Raw genomic sequence first — 23332 nt, 5'->3', positions numbered from 1 at the left:
TATATTTTGAACCTAATAAAACCAACTAACAATGGCATTTACCCTAGATCCCCTACCCTACGATAATGACGCGCTGGAACCCAATATTGACGCCAAGACCATGGAAATTCACCATGATAAGCATCATCAGGGCTATGTCAATAACCTGAACGCTGCTGTGGACGGCACCGATCTGGCAGGCCAAAGCGTGGAGGAGCTGCTGGCCAAGGTGAGCACGCTGTCAACGGCCGTACGCAATAATGGCGGCGGACACTGGAATCACTCCTTTTTCTGGAAAACCCTCTCCGGCGACGGCGGCGGCGAACCAACCGGCGAGCTTGCCAAAGCGATTGATGCCAAATTTGGCTCCTTCAGCGCTTTCAAAGAAGAATTTAAGAAAGCAGCAGGCAGCCGTTTCGGTTCGGGCTGGGCATGGTTGATCAAGACCGAAAACGGCGACCTAGCCGTGGTATCTACCCCTAACCAGGATAATCCACTCATGGATCTGGCCGAAACAAAAGGTACGCCCATTATCGGCCTCGATGTGTGGGAACACGCTTATTACCTGAAATACCAGAACAAGCGTCCTGACTATATTGACGCTTACTGGAACGTGGTGGACTGGAAGGCCGCCGAAACCAACTACAACGCCGCCTAGTCATAGCGCGGTCAATAAAAAAAAGGTTGGCAGTTTGTGAAAAATCTATCAAAGAATTTTGCAAGCTGCCAACCTTTTGCCTAATTTTGCGCTTCCAAAAACGGAGATTGTAGCTCAGCTGGTTAGAGCGCCTGATTGTGGTTCAGGAGGTCGCGGGTTCGAACCCCGTCTTTCTCCCCCTTTTTAAAGACCCCACTCGTCGGGGTCTTTTTTATTTTAGCCTTGCCCATGCCTCACGATTTGCCGCTCGTGCCACCCGTCGCTCGCAGGATGATTTTTGTTATTCTGCCGCTAATGTACCTAGCCGGGCTGATCGGCCTGAACGTACCAGCCTCGGCTCCCCTTTTTCAGCTACTCACGCCACTCAACCTGGTGGCATCGCTGATTTTGCTACTACTTTTTCATACGGATTTTCGGCTTTCTTTTTGGGCGTACTGCATAGTGGCTTTCACCGTGGGCTTTCTGGTAGAAGTAGCCGGAGTACATACAGGCGTTATTTTTGGCGAGTACGCTTATGGTAAGGCCCTTGGGTTCAAAATAGCGGAAGTACCTCTCGTCATAGGGACCAATTGGCTAATGCTCAGCTACCTCTGCGGCAGCGTGATCAACCGCTTGTCTTTACCCCTACTTGCAAAAGTTCTGCTGGCAGCGGGCCTGATGACTTTGCTGGATTTCGTGATTGAACCCATAGCAATACGGCTCGACTTCTGGCAATGGCAAGCTGGTGCCATTCCGCTTCAGAACTACCTGGCCTGGTATGGAATTTCGGCGTTGCTTTTTTTTCTGTTTTACAAACTACCCTTCCGAAAAGAAAATAGTCTGGCCCCGTTGTTGCTTGTTTTGCAGTTCCTTTTTTTTGGATTAAATAGCCTGATCCACGCTTTCAATTGAGGCCGGGCTGAACAATCGGGATGCGGGGAAGTTATTACTCAAAGTCACCCTCACCGTTTTTATAAGGCATGAGCAGTTATTCAATCCGCGACCTGGAACAGTTATCGGGCATCAAAGCGCACACACTGCGGATTTGGGAGCAGCGTTACAACATCATCGAGCCGCAACGCACGGACACCAATATCCGAACCTATGACGATCAGGACATGAAGCTGGTCCTGAATATCTCATTGCTCAAAGCTCACGGCTATAAGATTTCCAAGATATCGAAAATGACTCCCGAGCAGATGCACGCGGAGGTAGTCGCTATTTCGGATCGCAAGCTCAGCTACCCTGATCAAATTCACGCCCTGACGCTCTCGATGCTGGATTTGGATGAGGAACGTTTCGAAAAAATCATCAGTACCAATATTCTGAAATTTGGGTTTGAGGACTCGATGATCAATATCATCTACCCGTTCCTGAGTCGCATAGGTACGCTTTGGGTTACCGGGTCGGTCGGTCCCGCGCAGGAGCATTTTATCTCGAACCTCATCCGGCAGAAAATAATTGTCGCCATCGACGGCCAGGTGGTTCGGCAGACACCACAGTCAAAAACTTTCCTGCTTTTTCTACCCGAGGGGGAGCTCCACGAAATGGGCCTGCTGTTTGCGAATTACATCCTTCGCGCCCGCAATAACAAAGTGGTGTATTTGGGCCAGAGCTTACCCTTTCACGAAATCGAGTTTGCCCATAAAATTCACCGTCCCGATTACATCTTCGCTGCCATCACGTCGGTACCCGCAGGCAACGATGTGCAGCCTTATGTGGACAGGTTGGCCGCCGAGTTTCCGGAATCCACCATTCTGCTTACAGGCTATCAAATAGTAGGGCAGGGCATAAAGACGGCCCCGAACGTGATTCTGATCAATAAGATCCAGGATTTGATTCAGCTCGCGGCTTCCTAGCTGACGACATTGGTGGGCTGGCCTTTTTGGAAAGCAATAATGTTATCGGCCACCATCTGCATGAGCCTTTGCCGCGACTCGAAGAACGCCCACGCCACGTGGGGTGTAATCAGACAGTTCTTAGCCGTAAGCAGCGGATTGTCGGCCTTCGGGGGCTCGGTGGACAGAACATCCACGGCGGCACCGGCTATTCTGTCGGCGTTGAGGGCGTCGGCCAAATCCTGCTCGTTGATTAGCCCACCGCGTCCGGTGTTGATGAGGTAAGCCGAGGGCTTCATTTTGGCCAGCGAACCGGCATTAATAATTCCACTTGTATCGTCGGTCAAGGGGCAATGCAGGCTGACCACATCGCTTTCCCGAAACAACTCATCCAACTCTACCAATTCGATCCCTACGCCCGCCGAAGCTTTACTCTTGCGATGCGCCAGCACACGCATGCCGAAGGCCAGCGCAATGCGGGCGACCTGCGTCCCGATATCCCCAAGACCGATGAGTCCGATGGTTTTACCCGCAATTTCTACCAGAGGCGTTTTCCAGTAGCACCAGTCAGCCGCATTTGTCCAGTCACCGGCCCGGACGCTTTGACTGTGAAGTTCGGTATGGTTGGTTAAGCCCAGCAGTAATGAAAACGTGTGTTGCGCTACGGCGGATGTGCTGTACCCAGCCACATTGGTGACGACAATGCCCTGCTTGCGGGCTGCCGCGAGATCCACGTTGTTGTAGCCCGTAGCGGTCACGCCGATGTATCGGAGTTTGGGTAGTTGCGCCAGGATGTCGGCGGATAATACCACTTTGTTGGAAAGGATAATGTCGGCGTCGGACGCCCTGTCCACGATATCTTCGGAGTCAGTGCGTTCATAAACCGTAAAATTCCCGAGCTCTTCAAGTGGTCCCCAGCTGAGATCGCCAGGGTTAAGGGTATGGCCGTCGAGATAGGTGATATTCATCTTTCTGTGGTAAAAGGGGCAAAGTGCGAGAATCCTGAGGTACTTCTGGTAGTCTTCTGATAAAGAGACATTACTTTCTTTCTCTACTCCACCTACTAAGAAACCCCGCCGCTATTCGTCCTTGCTTTTCTCCCGTTTCCTGAAAACATACGCTACTCCGAAATGGCTTTTCAGCACACCGCTGGAAAAGCCATCGGTAATGTATGGGTTCAGTTCCAGGGCGATCTGAATCTGTCGTTTCTGGGGAAAAGGCGAAGCCCGCACGCCAAAGTTGATGGAGTAACCATCCACTGTGATCAGCCGGGCGTCGGGATCGGCAATACGGTAGAGCGGATTGACACGCAGCCCACCGCCCAAGTACCACTGCGCCACCTCTCCCCTTTTCAAGTTGATCAATGGCAGCAAATCCACACTCAGACTACTGAAAAGAGAGTTGGTCTGGACGCGGGTATCGAGCCAGATGGCTTTCCGGGGATTGGTACTGAACGCCAGTAAGCCACTCCATGGATAATACGATGCAGAGCCCTGAGCGTTGGCAACCCGCGGGGAACTCAGAACGACAAATGCGATTAGGATATACCTTTTGAATGGCCCCACCGCTTAACGCCGCACGGCACTTTTTATGGCAGCGGGCATTTGCATCGTGTTCATTTTCTTCATCATCTTCCGCATTTCGTCAAACTGCTTGAGCAGGTTATTGACCTCCTGTACGGAAGTTCCACTACCATTGGCAATGCGCTTCTTGCGGCTGCCGTCAATGATGGTAGGGGTTTCACGCTCCTTCTTGGTCATCGACTGGATGATCGCCTCAATGGGTTTGAAAGAATCGTTGTCAACATCCAAGTCCTTCATGGCATTGCCCATGCCGGGGATCATGCCCACGAGATCTTTGATGTTGCCCATCTTCTTAATCTGCTGCAATTGGCCCAGGAAATCGTCGAAGTCGAATTTATTAGCCCGCATCTTGGCGTTGATGCGCTTGGCTTCATCCTCATCGAAGGCTTGCTGGGCGCGTTCCACCAGCGATACCACATCGCCCATGCCGAGGATACGGCTGGCCATACGGTCGGGGTGGAAGGCGTCGAGCGCCTCCATTTTTTCGCCCGTACTAATGAATTTGATGGGCTTCTCAACTACCTGCCGGATGGACAGCGCCGCACCACCGCGCGAATCACCGTCGAGCTTGGTAAGTACCACCCCGTCGAAATTCAGGCGTTCGTTGAAGGTTTTGGCGGTGTTGACTGCATCCTGCCCCGTCATGGAGTCCACCACGAACAGAATTTCGGTCGGTTTCACGGCTTTCTTAATGTCCTCGACCTCCTGCATCATTACCTCGTCCACGGCCAGGCGTCCGGCGGTGTCCACGATCACGATTTTCTTATTAGTCTTACGGGCGTGGGCGATGGCGTTGGTCGCAATCTCGACCGCATTCTTATTTTCCGGCTCTGAATAAACCTCCACACCAATCTGCTCGCCGAGCACTTTGAGCTGCTCGATGGCCGCCGGACGGTAAATATCGCAGGCCGTAAGCAGTACGTTCCGCCCCTGCTTTTTCAGCATGGAAGCCAGCTTGCCCGAGAAAGTCGTTTTACCCGAACCTTGCAAACCTGCGATCAGCACAACGGCGGGATCGCCCTTGATATCGATACTCTCGGCGGTGCCGCCCATCAGCTCGGTCAGCTCTTCCTGCACGATCTTGACGAACATCTGCCCCGGTTCCACCGAGATCAGAATCTTCCGATCCAGCGCTTTCTCCTTAATGCGGTCGGTAATTTCCTTAGCAACCTTAAAGTTAACGTCGGCATCTACCAGAGCGCGGCGCACTTCCTTGGTTGTGGCGGCCACGTTGATGTCCGATATCCGGTCTTTGCCTTTGAGAGTACGGAAGGCAGAGTTTAATTTATCCTGTAAGCTTTCAAACATGGGGGATCAATTATAATGACGGGGCAGCCCGTGGTGGTAATGAATGTCGGACATTCAGTGAATGTCAATACTCGCTTCACTCTTAATTCTTGACAAAGTTAAGAAGAAAAAGTTGGTCAGATTACTTATAACGCCTCTGACCTTCTTTTCCTCTTCATTTACAACTTCCTCCGCTTGATTCGCTTCAACTTATCTTCGTGCTCATCGAGGCTTTCATCGTTATTGTTACGGGCAATTTCCACAGCCTGAGTTTGGGCGGCAATGGCGTTATCATAGTCGCCCTGTTTATAAAGTAGCGAGGCGTAGTGGCTTAGCAGCACGAGATTCTTTTCTTTTTTAATAACTTCGGCTACACAGTCACATACTTTGGTCAGGCGGTCTTTCTTAACGTACTCGCTGTACATCCAACAGACATTGGTCAACTGGTCGAGTGCCTTGCGGTAGTCATCAGGGTTCTGTTGCCGGGCTTCGTCCGAGATAGCCGGGATAATTTCCTGTTCAAGGTACTGCTCTGCCGCGTCTGCCAGGTCATCGTAGTCCCTGGTGGCAGCCGAAAAATCCATGGTGTAGCGTGTTTTCAGCTCGCGGGCCACTTCCGGTGTCTCAATAGTGTCCACGAAGGATAGCGTGTTACGAAACAGCTTCTTGTCCTTCTCTTCCTGTGCCTTGTGAATGGTATTGCTGATAATATAACTGAGTTTATTCTTGATGTTGGGTGTTTCCCTCTGCGTTAGAAGAAAGTTAAATCCTTTGCCCTCGGCCCATTGTGTGTTTTCCAACACCACCTTTTGCCAGGCAGGGAGCCGAAGCGAATCGTCAGGTATTTTCTTTAAGGTCTTTTCCAGCAATTCGTGGGTTGGAAGACTGTACACCCGACGGAACTTGAAGTAGGCATACACCACCTCGGCGTTGTAGTTGCCCCGTTGGAAGGCACTTTCATACAGGGTGAAAATCCGTCCGTTTTCGGTCGCTTGCAGCGCCTGATTTGCCTCGGCGATGAATTCGGGGGTGGGCCGGAACCCAACGAACTTGTGTATCAAATTCCCCTCCGCATCCAGGAAAAGGCCCGTCGGGTAGGCATTCACGCCGTATTTGCTGGCAATCCCGCGGCCACCCGACTCGGCGTCGGCTTTGTGATTGACAAAAAAAGCATTCATCCGTTGGCCCGTCTCTTTGTCGCTGAATACTTGACTATCGAGCATCTTGCACGGACCACACCAGGTCGTGAACACATCCACGAAAATGAGCTTGTTTTCGGCCTTAGCCTGGGCTTTGATTTTTTCCCAGGAAGCTCGCTGGAAATCGATTTGTCCGTGGGCAGTAAACCCTGAGCAGGTGAGCAGCAAAAGGATACGAAGGATTTTCATAAAGTGCAGATTTTGAGTCGTATTTTGACTATAAAGCTACAAATAAATAAGCTTTTGCCATAAAAATATACGGAATTTACTTTGGTCACATAAAATTAATCATTCATAACATTGGCAGGAAAAATGGCCCGCGGTGCAACCAAAGTTCACTTCTGTGCATCAACTGGCAAAGCAACCTAAATTAATCATGACCATGCGACGCTCATTTTCTTTATTCTCTGCTCTATTCCTGTTCGTTCTTCTGCTGCCAGCGCGCGCGCAATTACGGGGCAATGGTGTGATCAAATCCGAAAACCGCTCGATCCGCGAAGTACGAGCCGTGAAAGTCAACAAGGGCATCGACCTCTACATACGCCAGGGTGACAATGAGAAGCTGACCCTGGAAGCCGACGAGAACCTCCTGAAATATTTTGTTTCGGATGTGAGTAACGGTACGCTGACGCTTACGATCGATAAAACCTTCGTTCAGGCGAAAACCCTGAAAGCTTACCTGACCGTCCGGTCGCTGGAACGCCTGGAATCATCGGGAGGCTCCGACGTTTATTCAGAAGGCGTACTGCGGGCGGAGAAAATGATCTGCCAGGCTAGCGGCGGCAGCGATGTGCGGCTGGAACTTGATGTCAAAAATATGACGATCAATACCTCTGGTGGTGCCGATGCCTACCTTAAAGGTTTGGCTTCTCAACTGCAAGTCTCGGCTTCAGGCGGCAGCGACATCAAAGCGCGTGACCTCCGCGCCGATGTCGTGAAAGCAACGGCCAGCGGGGGAGCCGACGTTCATGTATTTGCCGACTTGCGGCTTACGGCTCGCGCTTCTGGCGCAGGAAGCGTCTACTACTATGGCGATCCGCAGGAAGTTAACCAGAGTTCGTCGGGCGGCGGCGATGTAAAGAAGCGCTGAGGGGGCGGATTTGCAAAGTTTGGTTCGCGCTATGCTAGTTTCCTGGTTTTAGCCGTCCGCACGATCCAGTATAGCAGCAGCCCAATCGGCCCCAGCATAAAGCAGAAAAGGATCGGCACGACCACCCACCAATGGGGAATACCGCGTTCTTGGGCATCACGAAGTACCACGCTTCCGGCGATGAGGTCGAAAGCCAGGTAGTGAATCCAGCCCGCCAGCATTACCCCGTCGCCTCCGTTTTGGAACAAGCCCTTTACGCCTTCCAGTGTGCTGAATGCCCCAAAGTCGGGCGGACCTCCGGCAAATATGTAAAAGGCGTAAAAAACGGCCAGCACGACGGGAATCAAAAAAGATTTCACCAAAAACTGCGTCACGGACCAGCGAGGGGCCACCACCATGAGCAGCCATTGCGGCAGCACGAGAGCGTTGGCGATTTGGAAGGCGGTGTCTGGGGTCATAGGAGAGGGAATTTGTTTGGGAACGAAAATTTAAACAAAATATCCATCGTCCGGTTGGATTTTTGTAAATGAACGCTCCACATCCACTCCATATCGTCTGGTTTAAGCGCGACCTGCGCCTGCAGGATCACGCTCCGCTTAAATCGGCGTTGGAAAACGGCGATTCGGTGCTGTTGCTCTACATCTGGGAGCCATCCCTGCTACGAGATCCGCACTACGCCGCACGGCACTGGCGATTTGTGGGCGAATCGTTACGCTGCCTCGATGAGCAACTCAAACAATACGATACCCAAATCCGGCAGTTGGCGGGCGAAGTAGTACCGATCCTGCAGGAAATTCGTCAAAAGTACCCTATCGCCGCCCTCTATTCCCACGAAGAAACGGGCTTGAAAATTACCTACGATCGCGACAAGGAGGTAGCCGATTTTTGTCAAACAGCGGGCATAGCCTGGCACGAGTACCAGCACAACGGTGTACAGCGCGGCCTGCCCAACCGCAAGACCTGGAAAGAAGACTGGCACACCTACATGAACGCTCCCATTCCGCAACCCGCCCTGCCGCGCCTGATGTACGACGCGGCCCGGATTGAACTATCCCATGAAACAGCCGATTGGGAGAATCTACCAGATCTTCCGGCAGAGATTTCCGGCAGCCGTGAGTTTCAGCCGGGTGGTGAGGAAGCAGCGCATCGTTATCTGAGCAGTTTTTTTCAAAAGCGGGCTACCGACTACAGCCGCACGATCTCCAAGCCCGAAGCCAGTCGGCGGGGTAGCGGACGACTTTCGCCGTATTTGGCCTGGGGGAACCTTTCGGTCAGGATGGTATTCCAGCGGTATAAGCAAGCCTTACGCGAGGAGCTCATCCCGCGCCGTAATCTGATCGCCTTCGGATCGCGCCTGCGGTGGCATTGCCATTTTATCCAAAAATTCGAGAGTGAAGACCGCATCGAGTTCGAGAACGTCAATCGCGCCTACGATGCGCAGGTGAAGGTTTTTGACAAAGATCTATTCAGAGCCTGGGCCGAAGGGCATACGGGTTTTCCGCTGGTGGATGCCTGCATGCGCTGCCTGCACGAAACGGGTCACCTCAATTTTCGGATGCGGGCCATGCTGGTGTCATTCCTCACCCACCTGCTGTGGCAACCCTGGAAGCCCGGCGCGGTGCATCTGGCAACGCTTTTCCTGGACTTCGAGCCGGGTATTCACTACGCGCAGTTCCAGATGCAGACGGGCGTGACGGGCGTCAATACCGTGCGCATCTACAATCCCGTAAAGCAATCATACGATCACGATCCGGAAGGTACTTTTATCAAGAAGTGGGTACCCGAACTCGCCGCTTGTCCGCCCGCCTTCCTCCATGAGCCCTGGAAAATGACCGCCATGGAGCAGGAAATGTACAACTTCCATATCGGCGTCGATTACCCCGAACCGATCGTGGCGATTACGGAAGCCCATCGTACCGCGCGTGAGCGGGTTTGGGCCTTCCGAAAACTACCCGAGGTAAAAAAAGAAGGCGAACGAATTTTGAAGCGGCACGTGGTACCGGGTCGCCGGCAACGCTGGTAATAGGATGTCCGTCAGGGCCGGAAGCGATAGTGAAGCTGCAGCGTACTTCCACCCGAAACTACGTAATCATAGAGACCAAATGACACGCCCACGCCGGGATAGTAGGGGGTTTCACCCTTACCAATTACCCGCAAGTGATGGCTCCAGCGCGTTTCCCAGCGCAGCAGCCAACGCGGCCCGAGAAAAAAATCATAGGCGTAGTAAGGCTCGAATCCGATGCCGAAGTTGTTCACCACATCGCGGGTTTGATAGTCGCCGAAGGATGGGCCTTCGTACAATAAATCCGTGGCGTACCGATTATAGGTAAGCATCCCTCTGATGCCCAACTTGGAGTGTCGCTTTCTCTGGCCCAAAGCCCATTCCACGCCACCCTTTCCGTACCAGCCAACTACCTCCTGCCGCCGCGCGATGGATTCGGGATCTGTAACCTCAGCCCTGGTGAAACCTGCGAGTCCGTTCCAGTAAAAATTATCGCTAATTTCTCCCCGCAGTACTATTTCTACAATGCCGCGATTGTGCAGCCGGGCAGATTGGCCCGCTGGTAGGGGAAGGTTATTGTTAAATGCCAGGAAGGGCACATTTTTAAATACATCGAGACCAACGGTAAATCTCTTCTGGCCAGAAAAATCAGACCGAACGGAAGAAATAGTGTCTATTTCGACCGATTGACCAAAACCCAGATGAGAAACCATTGCTCCCGCGATACAGAACAGAAAAAGCGAAATCTCTTTCATGCTAAAATGAAGTATCTAGTTGTAACTAGTCGCGTCGACCAAAATTCCGTACGCACCGCTGCCATTCAGTCCTTCCACCTTGCCAGTGTAGGGGTAGTAAGTAGCCGTAGTATTGCCGAATGTACTATGGAAACGCGGCCCGTCCGGTTCGGCGATGTCCAGATAGTAACCGCATTCGCTGCGGGTATCGAAGATTCTTTTGTAAAAGAGTGTCAAGGTATCTACCCGGTCCGCAAAATAGAACAGATAGGTCGTGCTATCCTGCAGCAGCGAAAGCGGGAGTTGCCCCGAGCCACTGCCTCCTTTTATTCTAAACTGCCGGAAGAGAGAATCGGATTTCACCCCAACGGCACTGACTCTTTGTAGAGAAGAAGTGGGAGTGTCGTTGCGCGAAACCGAAAGACTAATGGTAGGTTCAGCCCTCGGACCGCAGTCGTAGCAGCCTGCCAGACTTACCATCCCACCCAGGAAAAAGAAGGTGTGGATTATTTTTTTCATAGCTTGGCGGACATATGATTTAATATTTCCTATGTATCCTATAAAGCAGCAATATATCTGAAAAGTCCGACTTTGTCTATCAGAGAAATAAGCGCTACTATTAGTTTCCTACTCAAGGTACCTTACATTTGCGATCATGCCCCACCTCGCTGCCGATCTTATCAAACTCAACAACCTCCAACTGGCCGGAAAACTGGTCAGTGAAGAACTCTGGCTGGGCATTCACGGCAGCCGGCGTTCCGGCGTTGGCGTGGAATTCGAGCAATACCGCCACTACCAGCCCGGCGACGATCCCAAGCGCATCGATTGGAAACTCTACGCCCGTACGGGCAAACACCAGGTACGCGAGTCGGCCACGGAGAGCAGTCTGCACATCCGCTTTTTGCTGGATCTTTCCGGCTCCATGAACTACGCCGAACAGGCAATCAGCCGCCTGGATTACGCCCGGATTCTGCTGGCGTCGCTGGCGTATCTGGGTTATCGGCAAGGTGATGCCATGAGTTTGTACGCCCTGCAAGAGGGTACTTTGCAGACCATCGCCGTTGCAGGCAAGCAGGCGTTTCAGAAGATTTTGTTTGGTCTGGAAAAAGCTGAGGCGCGCGGCGAATGGCGGAACGGAGCGGGTACTTTCCCGGAATTCTACACCCGGCAAAAGGAAATGCTTGTCTTCGTTTCGGACTTGTGGCAGGTCGGCGATGAATGGATCGACTTTATCAAGAGTATCGCCAATCCGCGACGGGAGGTAGTTATCTTCCAAATTCTGGGTGACCAGGAAATGGAATTTGACCTGAAAGGTTTTTACCGCTTTCAGGACCTGGAAACAGGCCGCGAAGTAGAACTCGAAGCCGACGCGGTACGCGAAACATTTCGCCAGAATGCCACGAAGTACCTGGACGATCTGGAAGAAGCCCTGCGACTACCCCACGTGCATCTGATTCGCGCCCGACTGAGCGACCCTATCGCGGTAGTTTTGCGGGATTTTCTGGTGAAGCGATAGAAGTAAAAAAATCTACTCAGGCTTTATTCTCACGATTTTTCCATCGCGCATCACCACAAGGTCAGTGCCTTTCTTCTTTTTAAACTCGATGAGTTTTTCGTAGGTTTTTTTTAGACCCGTCTGAATCTTATCTCTCAATTCAATTTGCTCTTCAACGGTAGTCATAGTAATTTTCTATTTCTTTAAATTTCAAATTATTCAAAACTACAAGATTTCCATCAACCGTTTTTTGTGCCAAAAGTTCGGGTTCACCATCCGAATTATCATAAATAAATACCCCCTCCACAATTGGTAGGTATATATCGAATAAATTCTTTATGCCTCGATAATAGCGACGTTCAATTACGTCCGGCACTTTCATTATCTTCACGACCCAAAAGCAAGCGAACGTTCAAAGCAATGCAATTTCTCCAACCCGCTCTCCTTTGGGGTACTTTGGCCATCGCCATCCCGATTGCCCTCCACTTCTGGCACCAGAAAAAGGGGAAGGTCATTGCCTGGGCCGCCACGCGATTTCTGTTCGAGAAAAACCAGCAGTCGCGGCGGGGGTTGCGGCTGGATCAACTTTTGTTGCTGGCGCTGCGCTGTTTGGTAGTACTCACGCTGGTTTTCTTGTTGAGTGAGCCCCTTTTTAATAGTAAAAGTGGAGCAGGTACTTTACAAAAAATCCACCTCGTGCAGCCTGATGATTTTGTGGTGAACAACTACCGCTTCGAATTGGAAAAAGCCCGACGCGACGGCGAAGAGATGTATTGGCTGACACCTACGACGCCCGCTGCCGACGAACTCAAAGTACCACTCGCCGAACGTAGCGCCTGGAATACCGTACTTTTACAAAAATCCCTGAATCAAATCGCACGGGAAGGAGCGGAACTACACCTTTATATTAAAAACGAGCGGCTCCCGAACCCTCTGCCTTTTATCCAAACGCCCGCCAAATTCCGTCTGCACGCAGTGGTCGATACGCTTGGGAAAAGTATTCGCAACTACCGGCTCGTTACGGATAATCAAAAGCTTTACGTCAATGCCAGTAATCGCCTGGCTACGGATTCCGACGATCCTGCCGTGACTTTCGCGGCGCAGCCTATAGCCGAAGGAACGCTCAGAGCCACAATCGACTTAAAAAATCCCCTCGAACGCAAAACCGCTGCGGCCGCATTGCGGGCCTTTGGCGAAGTCTACAATCTGGAAATCGAAGTAGCGGAAAAGGAAAATATGGCTCGTCCGTCATATGTGGTTGTCACGGAGACAAAACCCGCCGCACCGCAACCCGCAACGTTGTACTTAGTAACGAATCAGGCAGGAATGTCGGCCTACCCGAATGTCGTATATTTCCCCGAAAAACTGACGCCACAGGCTTCGTCACTGGTCGCCGACGGTCAACTACCCAAATGGCTGGGGGAGCAACTGCTGGACCATTGGAAAATCAAGGGTAATCCTACGCCCATGAGCGCAGCGGAGTGGCAGACTTTATTTACGCCTGCTACCCGAATGGCCGGAAATTTTTCGGCCTCTACGCAGCAAATCATTTTTATCCTATTGCTCATTCTTGTTATTTTGGAGCGAATTGTTGCCCTGACAAGAAACGCATGAGCGAACTCCACCGCCTGATTGCTTCGGTCCGAACCCAGTTGTACGCCAATGCTCTGCTGCGTTGCGCGTTGCTGGCTGCCGCGGCGTTGATAATCGCTTCGGCCTTAACGGATTCGCTGGTAATTCAGATGGCCGCCACAGTGGCGGCGATTTTGGCGGGTACTTTTATTACTAAAATTTACGAACCCAAAAAACCGGAAGCCTTCGCCCTCATTCACCAAAAAGTACAAGGCACCGAATACAGCCTGGCGTTGCTGGACAAGGAAAACCTGAATCTGGCGGAGCAATTGCAGCTGGAGCGATTGTATGCCCAAATCGAAGGCCAAACCCCACCAAGCGTTTGGCGGGCGCAGCTCTGGCCTTATGCTCTGCTGCTACTGGGAGCAGTTCTATTTCGGCTGACGGTACCTTATCTTGAGTCAAAAAGCAGAATCGATAAAACGGAGCAAAAGGTTTTTAATCAAAAAACGGAAAAGCAGGAAGTACTGCCGCCCAGTCTGCAATCGGCGCAAGTGACTGTCCAACCTCCGGCTTATTCAGGTTTGCGGGCTTCCGAATCCACGGATCTAAATGTGGCGGCGCTGAGTGGTTCGCGGCTGGCCTGGCAGGTCAAACTCGCGAACGCGGCAGGCATTTCGCTGCGGCTATCGGACGGCAAAAGTCAGGGGAATATTTTCCAGAAAAAAGGAGGTACTTATGAGTACCGCGACCGACTACTGCATTCGGGCATTTATAACCTGAAAGCCTACCGGGACGATTCGCTGGTGTGGCAGTCGGAGTTTTATCGGCTGGAAGCACAGCCCGATTTGCCACCCAAAATTACGCCCGCGAGCAAGGAACTCTACCGATATCATTTACTGAACGACGCCAAAAAGGTTTCTGTCTCGGCCAAAATCTCCGACGACTTTCGGGTGCAGAACGCATTCATCGTTGCCACGCTGGCGCGGGGTTCGGGCGAGAACGTGAAGTTCCGGGAAGTTCGTCTGCCGCTGAATCCAAGTACTTTCCGGGAAGCAAATCTCACCAAAGTACTTGACCTGAAAGCGCTGGATTTCACGCCCGGCGACGAATTGTACTACTATTGGGCCGCCGTGGACAACCGTCAGCCGGAAGCCAATTTCACCAAGTCGGATACCTACTTCATTGTGTATCGCGACACTACGCGGATGGAAGAATCCGAACTGGCGACGATGGCCGTGAACCGAATGCCGGAGTACTTCCGCTCGCAACGGCAGATTATCATCGACACGGAAAAGCTGATCGCGAAACGCAAAAAAATCAGCGACAAAGAATTCAAATCTACCTCTAATGAAATCGGTTTCGATCAGAAAGTACTTCGGCTGCGTTACGGGCAGTTTTTGGGAGAAGAATTCGAAACGAATATTGGCGGTGGAGGTCCACCGGATGAACATGACGGCGGCGGAGCCTCGCTGGAAGGATTCATGCACAAGCATGATACCGAAGAAGAACACGCGGCGGTAGTAGAAACGCCATCACACGATCACGATCACGGCTCTACCTCGCCGGCCGAGTCGCAGGACCCGCTGGCCGCGCTGATGGAGCAGTATGTTCATGCGCACGATGACGCAGAGGTGAATACTTTTCACGAACAATCTACCCGCTCTCTGCTAAAAATGGCGCTGGAACAAATGTGGCAGTCGGAACTACACCTGCGTCTGTACGAACCCGAGAAGGCATTACCCTTTGAAAACAAGGCGCTGGAATATCTCAAAACCGCCCAGCAAAAGGCCCGTACTTACGTCAAGAAAAGTGGCTTCGATCCGCCGCCCCTGAAAATCAAGGAAACCCGCCTGACGGGCGAACTCGACAAAATCAACGAACGCTACCGACAGGAACGGAGCTACGAACGTGAGCAACTGGCCGTCAAGGTGAGCCGGGTACTTGGGTATCTGGAACTACCCAAATTATCGGCGACGCAGCAGCGGGATGTCCAGCAAGTGGGTGCCCAACTGGCCGAAACTACAATCAACAGCGGGCTAAAGAACTGGGCAGTGCTGGGCGACCTGCAGAAACTGGCGAGTGGAAAAAAACTCTCTGACAAGGAGAAAACGCGAGCAAAAGCATTTCTTATGCCCTTAGCCAACCCAGCCTGGCAGACTACCTCCTCCCACCGCAGCGACCCGAAACTGGAAGCCGCCTTCTGGCGACGCCTTTTATGATTTCTTTCGATTCTCCCTTCAATTCTTCTGATTTCTTACACTGGGTTTTGCTCATTTTGCTGGCGGCTTTTCTAACGGTAGTTGCCGGAATTTTGTGGAAAAACAAGACTTTGCCGCCGCGTCGGAAATGGATTAAAGGGCTACTCAATCTGTTGCTATGGCTGGTGTTGTTGGGGTACTTTATGCAGCCCACCTGGACTACGACCACGGATTCTCGCCGGGCTATGCTGGTCGGGCAAGAAGTACCCAATGCTGTAGCCCGCCAATATCAGGACAGCCTGGGCTTAAAAGAACGATTCGGAGCGCAGGAGTTTTTGAAGAAAAAATTAGTGAACAACTTTGATTCGCTAACCCTTTTGGGGCAGGACTTTGCCGCTGACCTGCTTTCACAAATTGGTTCTGGGGCAGTGGATTGGCAACCGTACTTTACGAGAAATCAAATTCAAAACCTCAGTTGGCAAGGTATCCTCCGGCAGGGTGAATGGCAGCGCATTTCCGGAGTTGTGAACACTTCTGAAAAACAATGGATCAAAATAAAATACGCGGGAGAAACGCTGGATAGCGTCGAGATTTCCGAGAAGCAAAAATCCTTTTCGCTTACTTTTCCCGCATTCAGCGAGGGCCGTACTTCGATAGAGCTTTTCCTTGAAAGTACTTTCGTGGATACACTCCGCTTTTTCGTTCGCCCGCGCCCGGTACTTTCTTACCAATTTATTCTGGACAACCCCGATTTTGAGAGCCGCACTCTTGCGGAATGGTTGGGCCGCCGGGGGGACGCCGTAACCATAAATACGACCGTCTCCAAGGGTATTCAGCAAAGTACCACCATCAACGAAGGCGTCGAAAAAGACGCATTGCCGGATGTGATTATCACCGATGCCAGTAATGCCGCAAATAGTCAGGTAAAAAAAGTCCTGGCCGCCGGAAAAAGCGTGCTCTTCATCGGTACAACTCAGCCCGAAGCGAACTTTGCCATCATCAACCGCGCGTTGGGAACGGGCTTTTCCGTAAGGAGGAATACCACCGAGACCTTGATACGATTGCAGCCGAACCTAACCGCTTTACCCTACAAATTTAATGAATCACTGCCGCAACTGCTAACGCCCAACTACCCCGTGGCAGTCTGGCGTAAGGTCGGTAAAGTGGGCGTGAGTCTGCTGAATGAAACCTTTCCCCTCAAACTTAGTGGCGACAGTGTGGCTTACGCCAAAGTCTGGGATACGATTTTGGCGCAGGTGCAGCCGCCTTTGAAAAGTATGTTATTGGCAGAGGCGCCTTTGTTCAAATGCCTTTCGGGGGATATTCTTATCAATGCTGACCTGCAACTACCTGGGCAGCTTCAAGTCGGTCAGGATACGCTTGCACTGTCATATTCTCCACTAAATGAATATTCAGCAAAGTCTCAGTACTTTTTCGGACAAGCGGGCTGGCTGGCGCTGGGTGATTCGGCCGAAGTCTTTGTGGAAGATTCGACATCCGCTCTTTTCCTGACCCGCCGGATGAACGATTACGTTCGGGCGCAGCGGGCGGCGCGGTTTTCGGCTGTCACTCTAAGTTCTAAACCGCAGCGACAACAGAAGGTAGACGATTGGATTTGGCTGGTGCTATTTGTAATGAGTTGCACAGCACTTTGGGTGGAGCCGAAACTATAATGCGAAGTAGAAGCTAGTCACGTTGCAGCTTCAAGACCCTCAAATCTGTTCAGGGGATTTTTTCAAATATGAACAAATCCACAAACTGCCACTCTTCATTGGTCTTGCTCCCTCTGCGGATCACGAGTTGATCCTTTTTCCGGCGTTCGTAGATAATGCGCACCTTGGCATCGTCCTTCTCGAAAAGTGCCTGATTTTTTTTCGCGGACAAAAACACGTAATGATCGTGTACTTCCTTCTCTTCCAGAGCCACCATGCCCGGCTTGAAATGTTTCACCATCGCTACGGGCCCGTTGTCGGTTTGCTCAAAAACAAATAGTTCGTACATCGTTGGTTTGTCGTCTTTCATCATGCGGATGTACCCGATAATATTCTCGGACGCCGGGGCTGTCCAGGAAGCTTCGATCGGTCCGCCGTTGAAAGTACCTAGCCAGTGTCCTTCCAGAAAACTCAGGTCGGAGAGACTGCCTTTCTGGGCATGAGCGGGAAAAGACAGAAGGGAACCGACTACGAAAATAGCCAGCAAATTGAAAATACGGGAGTGTCCTGATTTCATGATTTACTCTTTCTTGTTACCAAAAATTCTGACCCGGCTTTCATTACCCGACAGCAGGCGGCCGATGTTCTTTTTGTGAGTCAGGACAACCAGCACAAACATAACGAAGCCGAAGACAACCAGTAATGTTTCGGGCTGACCAAACATGCCCAGCAGGGAGAAGACCGGAAAGGCCAGGGTGGCTAACATCGAACTCAGCGACACGTATTGTGAGGTAAGCAGAGTAAAAATGAAAATGGTAATGCAAACAAGGGCTAGTTCGCTATGAACTGCCAGCACCATACCTAGCAGCGTTGCAACTCCCTTGCCCCCTTTGAACTTCACAAAGATTGGATAGATATGTCCCACAATAGCGACCAGCCCAAAGACTATTTTGTAAGAAAGAAGTTCTTCTAAGCCAATCACATTGAAATAGTACAAGAGCAAGGCCAGACAGGTGGCGGTCCATCCCTTCAGGATGTCGATCAGCATCACGATGGTACCGGCTCGCTTGCCCAGTATGCGAAAAGTATTGGTAGCCCCGGCGTTGCCGCTACCATGCTGGCGAACGTCAATGCCGAAGTAGCCGATGCCATACCAGACCGACGTAGGAATGGAGCCTAGCAGGTAGGCACCAATAAAAGTAATCAGAAACAAACCGAAAGTCATATTTTGTATTATTTCAAGGTGCGGGGCGCATTATCCTAAAAATGCGCACAAAAATACAATGCCAAGTCAGAATACCAAGGAATTATGGTCTCTTCCTCTTAACAATGCGTTAATATACAAAATAATTGCACCGAAGCGGCTTTTTTTAGAATCCTTCGGTGGCCTCTGCTTTCTTTTTTTCAGCTTTTTTCTTGGCATCTTTCTTTGCGGCAGCGGCTTTGGCGATTCGTGCCTTTTTGAGCGCAGGCTGATAAAAGTCCGAGAAACGGTCAAGGAACAGGTTCTTCTCCTCAAACCCCAGTGGAATCAATTCGCCATCTTTGATCTTGGCATTTTGGGACTTTGCCATGATTTGATCATTGAAATTTACGTCTGACGACACGATACCTAACTGCTTCTGCGCGTAGTCCATAAAGAACCATACATCGGGTGAGAGCTCCAGATACAGGCTGAACTCGTCGCCGACATCGGTGCGGCGCAACTCGAATTGTCCCTCCATCTGGGCGTTGATATCGTTGCGGCTCAGGTTAGACATCCCGATCGGCCCCATTGAAAAATACGCCCCGTGGACATCAGACCAGCGGAGATTGAGATTCGACAGCACCATCGATGCGCCCAATTCGGGCGAAGCTTCGAAAAGCGGCTTGTAGCCGGCGGCAATTTTGGTCAGATATTCGTCGGCAGCTTTCTGACCAACGATCGCAGCGACCTTAGACATCAGACGGTCCTGGTCATCTTCGGCGGGATCGCTGTTTTGCTCATCCAGGTTGGTCTGCACGATCTTGGCAGCCAGTTCGGTCGCGATGGGCGTCAGCGCGGGCAGGTTCAGCATAAGCAATGTGTTGAACTCGTAGCGGGCGCTATCCACCTGCACATCTACCTGGCCTGCGGCGCGGCCCAGTGCGGGCTCGGTGATCTGGAGCGGCCCTCTGAACGATGCAACACCCTTCTGATCGTCAAACACAAAGGCGTTCTCTTCATTGACGAGGCTGTCTGCTCCCGGCGGTGGCATAATTACGAAAGCCTTACTTTCCTCATCGTAGCGCAGGTTGCCTTTGGCCGTATAAATATCCTGATCCCGCTCAGTGAATTTAGGGGAGAGAAAACTCAGGTACATCCCTCCGCCCGAGCGGTAATGCAGCCCGGCGAACAGTGGCTGATCCACTTCATTTTTCAAGTCCTTATTGACCTTAATCGAAATGATCCCCGTCGAATCGGTACCATCTTCTTTGAACGTGATCCAAGAACTGGACAAGTCGGGCCGGGGCTTCAGCGCGGGACGGATGAGGCCGTCGAGTTGCAGAGCGGGTTCGTAGGCAATTAAATTGACGTCGCCTTTGTATTGCATCCGGGGGGCCAGCTGAAACTTATCGTCCTCGGTTACGCGGGCGCGGGCAGTGGTGTAATACCCGGCAGATCTCGTGTCAGTACCAACGGGCTTTTTCGATTTTTTAGAATTATCGGCTACTGCTGCCCCTATTTCATGCAACTCGAAGTTACCCATCTTAATATTGAAGGTGTCCTTCCGGGAGGTCACATATTGGTATGTCGCTGAGCCCTCGAAGCGATTCCGCGAACTGATACGTATGTTGGCATCTTTCAGGCGGTGTGAGCTATTAAGGGTGTCAATCTCAATGCGGGCATTTTTAAATTCGGTCATCTCCCCGTTTTTGCGAATGCTCACAACGCCCTTATTGGGAATGATTTTCACGTCAGCAGTCTTGATATAGGGCACACCGCTGACGTTGAGCGTCATTTTTTCAATTTCGTAGAGAGCAGCGGAGCCGTTGAAGGCCAGCCCTTCCTGGTCGGGCGCGGTGGCAGAGAAGGTCGAGTTGGCCACGTCGCCCTGCATGGCGATGGTTTTATTGGCAATATTCCAGCGCGCTTTGTTAATAGAAGTACGGTAAGAAGCATAGGGGAATTCCAGTGAGGAAGAATCGGTACCGAAGCCCGTATCCGTAGTAGTCATTTCCACACTATTTTTGGCTATGTTGAAATCTACGTCTACATTTTTGCCCAATAAAATGGGCCGGAAAGATTTCTCCTGTCCGGCGGTTACCGTAAACTGCGACTTGTTAGCAACGAACCCTTCCTTATTGAACTTTATATCCTGGGAAATCAGTTCGGAATCCTTACGTTTCAGCTCCCCCTGACCATAAAGGCCCGCCGACCGCAACAGTAGTCCGCCCTCCAATTGCGTGGTACCCGCATAGAAATTAAAGGCATTGCCCTTAGTAACGACAAACATGCTGTCGACTTTGGGAAACCAACGGAGCGAGTAGTTTTTTAGCTCGACTTTGGGAAAATACCCCTTACCGATAGTCGCTTCTTTGATTGAAGCCTCGCTGCCGGAAGCCAGTAGCGAGTCGGTAGTTAGCAGCATTTCTTGGGCGGGAAGGACGGCGGCCAGGTGCGCCAGTGTGCCCGCCGCACGCAGACCCGTATTGTCCATTACCAGTGGTTCAGTCAATTTTAAGGTCGATTTGCCCTGGTAAAGTTTCATGGCTTCGGTGCTTTTGTATTCAAATCCCAGCGAGTTATCCTCCATGCTTTTCAGCGTGGTCTTGATGGGCGGCAGAATACCGTCAGAATTGAAAGTACCCGTGAACACCACGTCGCGTTTGTCCAGGCTGTCGTAATCGAGTTTCGGAATTTTAAAAAACACTTCACGGTTGTATTTCAAGTCCTTTCGTATTTCCTGGTCAAAAAATACCGTCATGCCTTCGGGTATCACCAAACGCGGCGACTTGCCGCCCTTCTGCATTCCCGATTTGTTCTTGGGGTCGCTGAGGTAAAAAGTACCCCCCTTTTCGTATTTTACATGGCCACCCACCTCGCCCGTCATGCCCTTGGCGTACTTATCCTGCGGCGTGTAGGTAATGGAATCCACCTGGTTGAGATTGACAAAAAACTGATCATAATTGAATTTCAGTCCGCTGCCCGTGAATCGGAAGTTGGCCGATTTAAGCTGACCGTTCACCGTGAAGTCGCGCCCGCGCCCGATCACCACTTTCTTGTCGGAAGGCACGGCCATTATCTTCAACGAGTCGCTGACCACGAACCGCTCAACTCCCCGAACAGTCAGCAGCGTGTCTTTAAGCGAAATGCTGGCATTGGCATTTTCTCCGTTGGTTTGATACTGAGAGATAATCTGAAAATTATCATAATCGCTCTTTTCCAAGTTGGCCAGGATGTACATGACTCCCTTCTTGCTCAGCCGGAACTGATCGGCCTCCGGATTGCTGTCGAAATAGCCATCCAGCGCGAGCGTTTCCAGAGCATTGCGCATAATGGCAGCATCCTGGCGGTACTGCGTGGCCAGGTCATAAGGTGAAAAAGACTGTACTTTTTTCGTCTGTACGTAATTGGCGGCCATCAGGAGCGGCTGAAAGCCGAAGTCTTCGGTAATACCCGAGAAGCGCTGCTTGCGAAAATAATCGAAGGATTCCAGCCGCGCAGGAACTTCCTTTTTTCCTACGATCATGTAAAATTCCGCCTGTTCTTTGGGAAAATCCCAACGAAGCGCCTCCGCCCAGATGTTCATTTTGTGATAGGTGTCGACATAAGGCAAAGCCGCATAGGGCGTGCCGTCGGCCCGCTCAAGGCGCAGTTGGCCAGCGTCGTCGCTGTAGCGGAAGCGGACACCGGGATGATAGACCGAGTCGCGTCCCAACGGCAGCGAGAACTCGGCCACCTTAGCCGACACAGTAGAATCGGTGAGTACGAAACGTTTACTGGCGGCCCGGAAAGAAGGCTTGTCCTGATAGGTAACGTATAACTGCGCAGGTTCGCCAGTGAGCGAGGTGCTGTACACAGTCGTTCCTACCAGACTGAAACCGCCCTTGTACGTCATGCTTTTGCGGGTATTGCTTAGCACAGCGTCGTTTTTCCTTGATACGAAACGGGGGAATGTTGTAGGCTTTCCGGCGGGGCGGCGGGTGGCTTTAAACTCAAAAACACCCTGAACCGGTTTTTGCAATCGCGCTTTGTCATGCAGCATGGCATTATCAACGTTCAGTCTGGGGTTGACTACATTGAAGCTGTAATCGGTGAACTCTGCGAAGGTGGAAGGATCTCCCGCAACCGTCCAGTCAAACTTTCCTCCTTTGCCCACAAAAGTACCCCCCCTCAGCGACAGAGCCCCGGTACTAGGTCCGAACACGGCGGAGTCGCCACCGGAAACCATTGCAAAAGCGGCATCCTTGAGGTCGAGCAGCGCCCCCGTTATCGTCGGGAGCGGCTCGGTACTTGTCATAACCAACGCGGCGGTGTCGGAAGGCGTATCCCAGCCATCATTGGCGGGAGCAGTAGCACCCGGTGCATCCTGGTCGGGCTTGGAATCATCAAAACGAAACCGATAACTTCCGGCAACCACGTACAGTTTGTTGAAATTGGAAGAATAAAGCTGCCGTTTTTCCAGGAGTAGTTGCATATTCTCCAGCACCTTTTGGAAGGTTTTCCCATCATAGAGTTCGCTGGCACGGCCGAGGGTAGCCAGGAAGCCGTTCACGTCGGCCTCAGGCTGAGTAAGTACTGTGCGGAAGTTCCGCATAAGAAGGTAGAAAATGGGACCAGCCTTTTGTCCTTTGGCCGCCATGTTGCGCATAATGGTCGCGAACTGGGTTTGTTGCGCCGCCGAGGGAGTACTCATCCAGATGGTGTCCAGTTCAGCGGCGGTTTTGGCATAAAGCGGGTTGCGGCTGTCCTGCATGACCTTCTTGGCTTCGACCATGAACGCTCCCGGCTCTTCGGAGAATTTCAGGTTTTGGGCGTGAAGAATCGTGCTGCCGAGTGATAGGGCAATTACAAAAAATATAGGATTAAATTTCATAGAA

General features: G+C 51.6%; 20 protein-coding genes and 1 tRNA gene. 10 read left to right on the top strand and 11 right to left on the bottom strand.

From position 1 onward, the window contains the following. Nucleotides 1-31: 31 nt before the first annotated feature. From IE117_RS02015 to IE117_RS02000, 4 genes are all read left to right on the top strand, one after another. The gene (locus tag IE117_RS02015) at nt 32-637 is read left to right on the top strand and encodes a superoxide dismutase (protein WP_189562679.1); all 606 of its coding nucleotides are present in this window, start codon (nt 32-34) and stop codon (nt 635-637) included. A gap of 102 nt (nt 638-739) precedes the next feature. Then, nucleotides 740-815, top strand: a tRNA-His gene (locus IE117_RS02010). Nucleotides 816-865: 50 nt separating this feature from the next. After that, nucleotides 866-1528 (top strand): carotenoid biosynthesis protein, encoded by a 663-nt coding sequence (locus IE117_RS02005; RefSeq protein WP_229580181.1) that lies wholly within the window; start codon nt 866-868, stop codon nt 1526-1528. Between the two features lie 68 nt (nt 1529-1596). After that, the gene (locus IE117_RS02000) at nt 1597-2475 is read left to right on the top strand and encodes a MerR family transcriptional regulator (protein WP_189562678.1); all 879 of its coding nucleotides are present in this window, start codon (nt 1597-1599) and stop codon (nt 2473-2475) included. On the opposite strand, the gene IE117_RS01995 is transcribed toward IE117_RS02000, so the two are convergent. The 4 genes from IE117_RS01995 to IE117_RS01980 all read right to left on the bottom strand — a co-directional run bounded on the left by IE117_RS01995 (nt 2472) and on the right by IE117_RS01980 (nt 6712). Beyond that, the gene (locus IE117_RS01995) at nt 2472-3422 is read right to left on the bottom strand and encodes a D-2-hydroxyacid dehydrogenase (protein ID WP_189562677.1); all 951 of its coding nucleotides are present in this window, start codon (nt 3420-3422) and stop codon (nt 2472-2474) included. The genes IE117_RS02000 and IE117_RS01995 overlap by 4 nt on opposite strands. 111 nt (nt 3423-3533) lie before the next feature. After that, nucleotides 3534-4019 carry a hypothetical protein gene (locus IE117_RS01990; RefSeq protein ID WP_229580179.1) on the bottom strand — a complete coding sequence of 162 codons (486 nt, stop codon included), beginning with the start codon at nt 4017-4019 and terminating at the stop codon, nt 3534-3536. A gap of 3 nt (nt 4020-4022) precedes the next feature. Continuing rightward, complete coding sequence (ffh, locus tag IE117_RS01985) at nt 4023-5345, bottom strand: signal recognition particle protein (protein WP_189562676.1); 1323 nt, start codon at nt 5343-5345, stop codon at nt 4023-4025. Nucleotides 5346-5503: 158 nt separating this feature from the next. After that, a complete protein-coding gene (locus IE117_RS01980; protein ID WP_189562675.1) occupies nt 5504-6712 on the bottom strand; it encodes a thioredoxin family protein in 1209 nt (402 codons plus the stop codon). A 193-nt stretch (nt 6713-6905) separates the two neighbouring features. Between IE117_RS01980 and IE117_RS01975 the strand changes: the two genes are divergently transcribed. Continuing rightward, the gene (locus IE117_RS01975; protein WP_189562674.1) at nt 6906-7613 is read left to right on the top strand and encodes a head GIN domain-containing protein; all 708 of its coding nucleotides are present in this window, start codon (nt 6906-6908) and stop codon (nt 7611-7613) included. 29 nt (nt 7614-7642) lie between these two features. On the opposite strand, the gene IE117_RS01970 is transcribed toward IE117_RS01975, so the two are convergent. Beyond that, entirely contained in the window at nt 7643-8071 is a 429-nt protein-coding gene (locus IE117_RS01970; protein WP_189562673.1) for an ABA4-like family protein, read from the bottom strand. Between the two features lie 68 nt (nt 8072-8139). Between IE117_RS01970 and IE117_RS01965 the strand changes: the two genes are divergently transcribed. Next, nucleotides 8140-9636, top strand: coding sequence for an FAD-binding domain-containing protein (locus tag IE117_RS01965; protein ID WP_189562672.1), 1497 nt, complete (start codon nt 8140-8142; stop codon nt 9634-9636). Between the two features lie 11 nt (nt 9637-9647). Here IE117_RS01965 and IE117_RS01960 read toward each other — a convergent pair whose 3' ends face one another. Together IE117_RS01960 and IE117_RS01955 are read right to left on the bottom strand one after the other, a co-directional pair. After that, nucleotides 9648-10370 (bottom strand): hypothetical protein, encoded by a 723-nt coding sequence (locus tag IE117_RS01960; RefSeq protein WP_189562671.1) that lies wholly within the window; start codon nt 10368-10370, stop codon nt 9648-9650. A gap of 15 nt (nt 10371-10385) precedes the next feature. After that, nucleotides 10386-10868 carry a hypothetical protein gene (locus IE117_RS01955; RefSeq protein WP_189562670.1) on the bottom strand — a complete coding sequence of 161 codons (483 nt, stop codon included), beginning with the start codon at nt 10866-10868 and terminating at the stop codon, nt 10386-10388. 136 nt (nt 10869-11004) lie between these two features. Here IE117_RS01955 and IE117_RS01950 point away from each other — a divergent pair, with 136 nt between their 5' ends. Further along, the gene (locus IE117_RS01950; protein WP_189562669.1) at nt 11005-11865 is read left to right on the top strand and encodes a DUF58 domain-containing protein; all 861 of its coding nucleotides are present in this window, start codon (nt 11005-11007) and stop codon (nt 11863-11865) included. Between the two features lie 12 nt (nt 11866-11877). Here IE117_RS01950 and IE117_RS01945 read toward each other — a convergent pair whose 3' ends face one another. Next, nucleotides 11878-12030 (bottom strand): DUF8506 family protein, encoded by a 153-nt coding sequence (locus IE117_RS01945; RefSeq protein WP_189562668.1) that lies wholly within the window; start codon nt 12028-12030, stop codon nt 11878-11880. A 234-nt stretch (nt 12031-12264) separates the two neighbouring features. Here IE117_RS01945 and IE117_RS01940 point away from each other — a divergent pair, with 234 nt between their 5' ends. From IE117_RS01940 to IE117_RS01930, 3 genes are read left to right on the top strand one after another with little or no spacing between them, the layout of a single operon-like run. Beyond that, nucleotides 12265-13458 carry a BatA domain-containing protein gene (locus tag IE117_RS01940; RefSeq protein ID WP_189562667.1) on the top strand — a complete coding sequence of 398 codons (1194 nt, stop codon included), beginning with the start codon at nt 12265-12267 and terminating at the stop codon, nt 13456-13458. Beyond that, on the top strand, nt 13455-15638 hold the full coding sequence (locus tag IE117_RS01935; RefSeq protein WP_189562666.1) for a hypothetical protein: 2184 nt from the start codon (nt 13455-13457) through the stop codon (nt 15636-15638). Before IE117_RS01940 ends, IE117_RS01935 begins: the two co-directional genes overlap by 4 nt. Next, a complete protein-coding gene (locus tag IE117_RS01930; protein ID WP_189562665.1) occupies nt 15635-17290 on the top strand; it encodes a hypothetical protein in 1656 nt (551 codons plus the stop codon). Before IE117_RS01935 ends, IE117_RS01930 begins: the two co-directional genes overlap by 4 nt. Nucleotides 17291-17339: 49 nt before the next feature. Here the strand turns inward: IE117_RS01930 and IE117_RS01925 are convergent, their stop codons facing one another. The 3 genes from IE117_RS01925 to IE117_RS01915 form a co-directional block, all read right to left on the bottom strand. Beyond that, the gene (locus IE117_RS01925; protein WP_229580177.1) at nt 17340-17846 is read right to left on the bottom strand and encodes a DUF6265 family protein; all 507 of its coding nucleotides are present in this window, start codon (nt 17844-17846) and stop codon (nt 17340-17342) included. A 3-nt stretch (nt 17847-17849) separates the two neighbouring features. Further along, nucleotides 17850-18494, bottom strand: coding sequence for a glycerol-3-phosphate 1-O-acyltransferase PlsY (gene plsY / locus IE117_RS01920; RefSeq protein WP_189562664.1), 645 nt, complete (start codon nt 18492-18494; stop codon nt 17850-17852). 145 nt (nt 18495-18639) lie between these two features. After that, on the bottom strand, nt 18640-23328 hold the full coding sequence (locus tag IE117_RS01915; RefSeq protein WP_189562663.1) for a hypothetical protein: 4689 nt from the start codon (nt 23326-23328) through the stop codon (nt 18640-18642). Nucleotides 23329-23332 lie beyond the last annotated feature (4 nt).

The organism is Persicitalea jodogahamensis, from assembly GCF_014651615.1.
Lineage (GTDB): Bacteria > Bacteroidota > Bacteroidia > Cytophagales > Spirosomataceae > Persicitalea > Persicitalea jodogahamensis.
The sequence above is the reverse complement of the archived record's forward strand: the minus strand, read 5'-3'. Positions and strand labels throughout refer to the sequence as shown.

Bases quoted from the DNA above. Each gene is read 5' to 3' on its own strand.
- IE117_RS01930 (WP_189562665.1), top strand. From the start codon at position 15,635: ATGATTTCTTTCGATTCTCCCTTCAATTCTTCTGATTTCTTACACTGG.
- IE117_RS01965 (WP_189562672.1), top strand. From the start codon at position 8,140: ATGAACGCTCCACATCCACTCCATATCGTCTGGTTTAAGCGCGACCTG.
- IE117_RS01970 (WP_189562673.1), bottom strand. From the start codon at position 8,071: ATGACCCCAGACACCGCCTTCCAAATCGCCAACGCTCTCGTGCTGCCG.
- IE117_RS01995 (WP_189562677.1), bottom strand. From the start codon at position 3,422: ATGAATATCACCTATCTCGACGGCCATACCCTTAACCCTGGCGATCTC.
- IE117_RS02000 (WP_189562678.1), top strand. From the start codon at position 1,597: ATGAGCAGTTATTCAATCCGCGACCTGGAACAGTTATCGGGCATCAAA.
- IE117_RS02015 (WP_189562679.1), top strand. From the start codon at position 32: ATGGCATTTACCCTAGATCCCCTACCCTACGATAATGACGCGCTGGAA.
- IE117_RS01925 (WP_229580177.1), bottom strand. From the start codon at position 17,846: ATGAAATCAGGACACTCCCGTATTTTCAATTTGCTGGCTATTTTCGTA.
- IE117_RS01980 (WP_189562675.1), bottom strand. From the start codon at position 6,712: ATGAAAATCCTTCGTATCCTTTTGCTGCTCACCTGCTCAGGGTTTACT.
- plsY (WP_189562664.1), bottom strand. From the start codon at position 18,494: ATGACTTTCGGTTTGTTTCTGATTACTTTTATTGGTGCCTACCTGCTA.
- IE117_RS02005 (WP_229580181.1), top strand. From the start codon at position 866: ATGCCTCACGATTTGCCGCTCGTGCCACCCGTCGCTCGCAGGATGATT.
- IE117_RS01950 (WP_189562669.1), top strand. From the start codon at position 11,005: ATGCCCCACCTCGCTGCCGATCTTATCAAACTCAACAACCTCCAACTG.
- IE117_RS01945 (WP_189562668.1), bottom strand. From the start codon at position 12,030: ATGACTACCGTTGAAGAGCAAATTGAATTGAGAGATAAGATTCAGACG.
- IE117_RS01915 (WP_189562663.1), bottom strand. From the start codon at position 23,328: ATGAAATTTAATCCTATATTTTTTGTAATTGCCCTATCACTCGGCAGC.
- IE117_RS01935 (WP_189562666.1), top strand. From the start codon at position 13,455: ATGAGCGAACTCCACCGCCTGATTGCTTCGGTCCGAACCCAGTTGTAC.
- IE117_RS01975 (WP_189562674.1), top strand. From the start codon at position 6,906: ATGCGACGCTCATTTTCTTTATTCTCTGCTCTATTCCTGTTCGTTCTT.
- IE117_RS01940 (WP_189562667.1), top strand. From the start codon at position 12,265: ATGCAATTTCTCCAACCCGCTCTCCTTTGGGGTACTTTGGCCATCGCC.
- IE117_RS01960 (WP_189562671.1), bottom strand. From the start codon at position 10,370: ATGAAAGAGATTTCGCTTTTTCTGTTCTGTATCGCGGGAGCAATGGTT.
- IE117_RS01955 (WP_189562670.1), bottom strand. From the start codon at position 10,868: ATGAAAAAAATAATCCACACCTTCTTTTTCCTGGGTGGGATGGTAAGT.
- ffh (WP_189562676.1), bottom strand. From the start codon at position 5,345: ATGTTTGAAAGCTTACAGGATAAATTAAACTCTGCCTTCCGTACTCTC.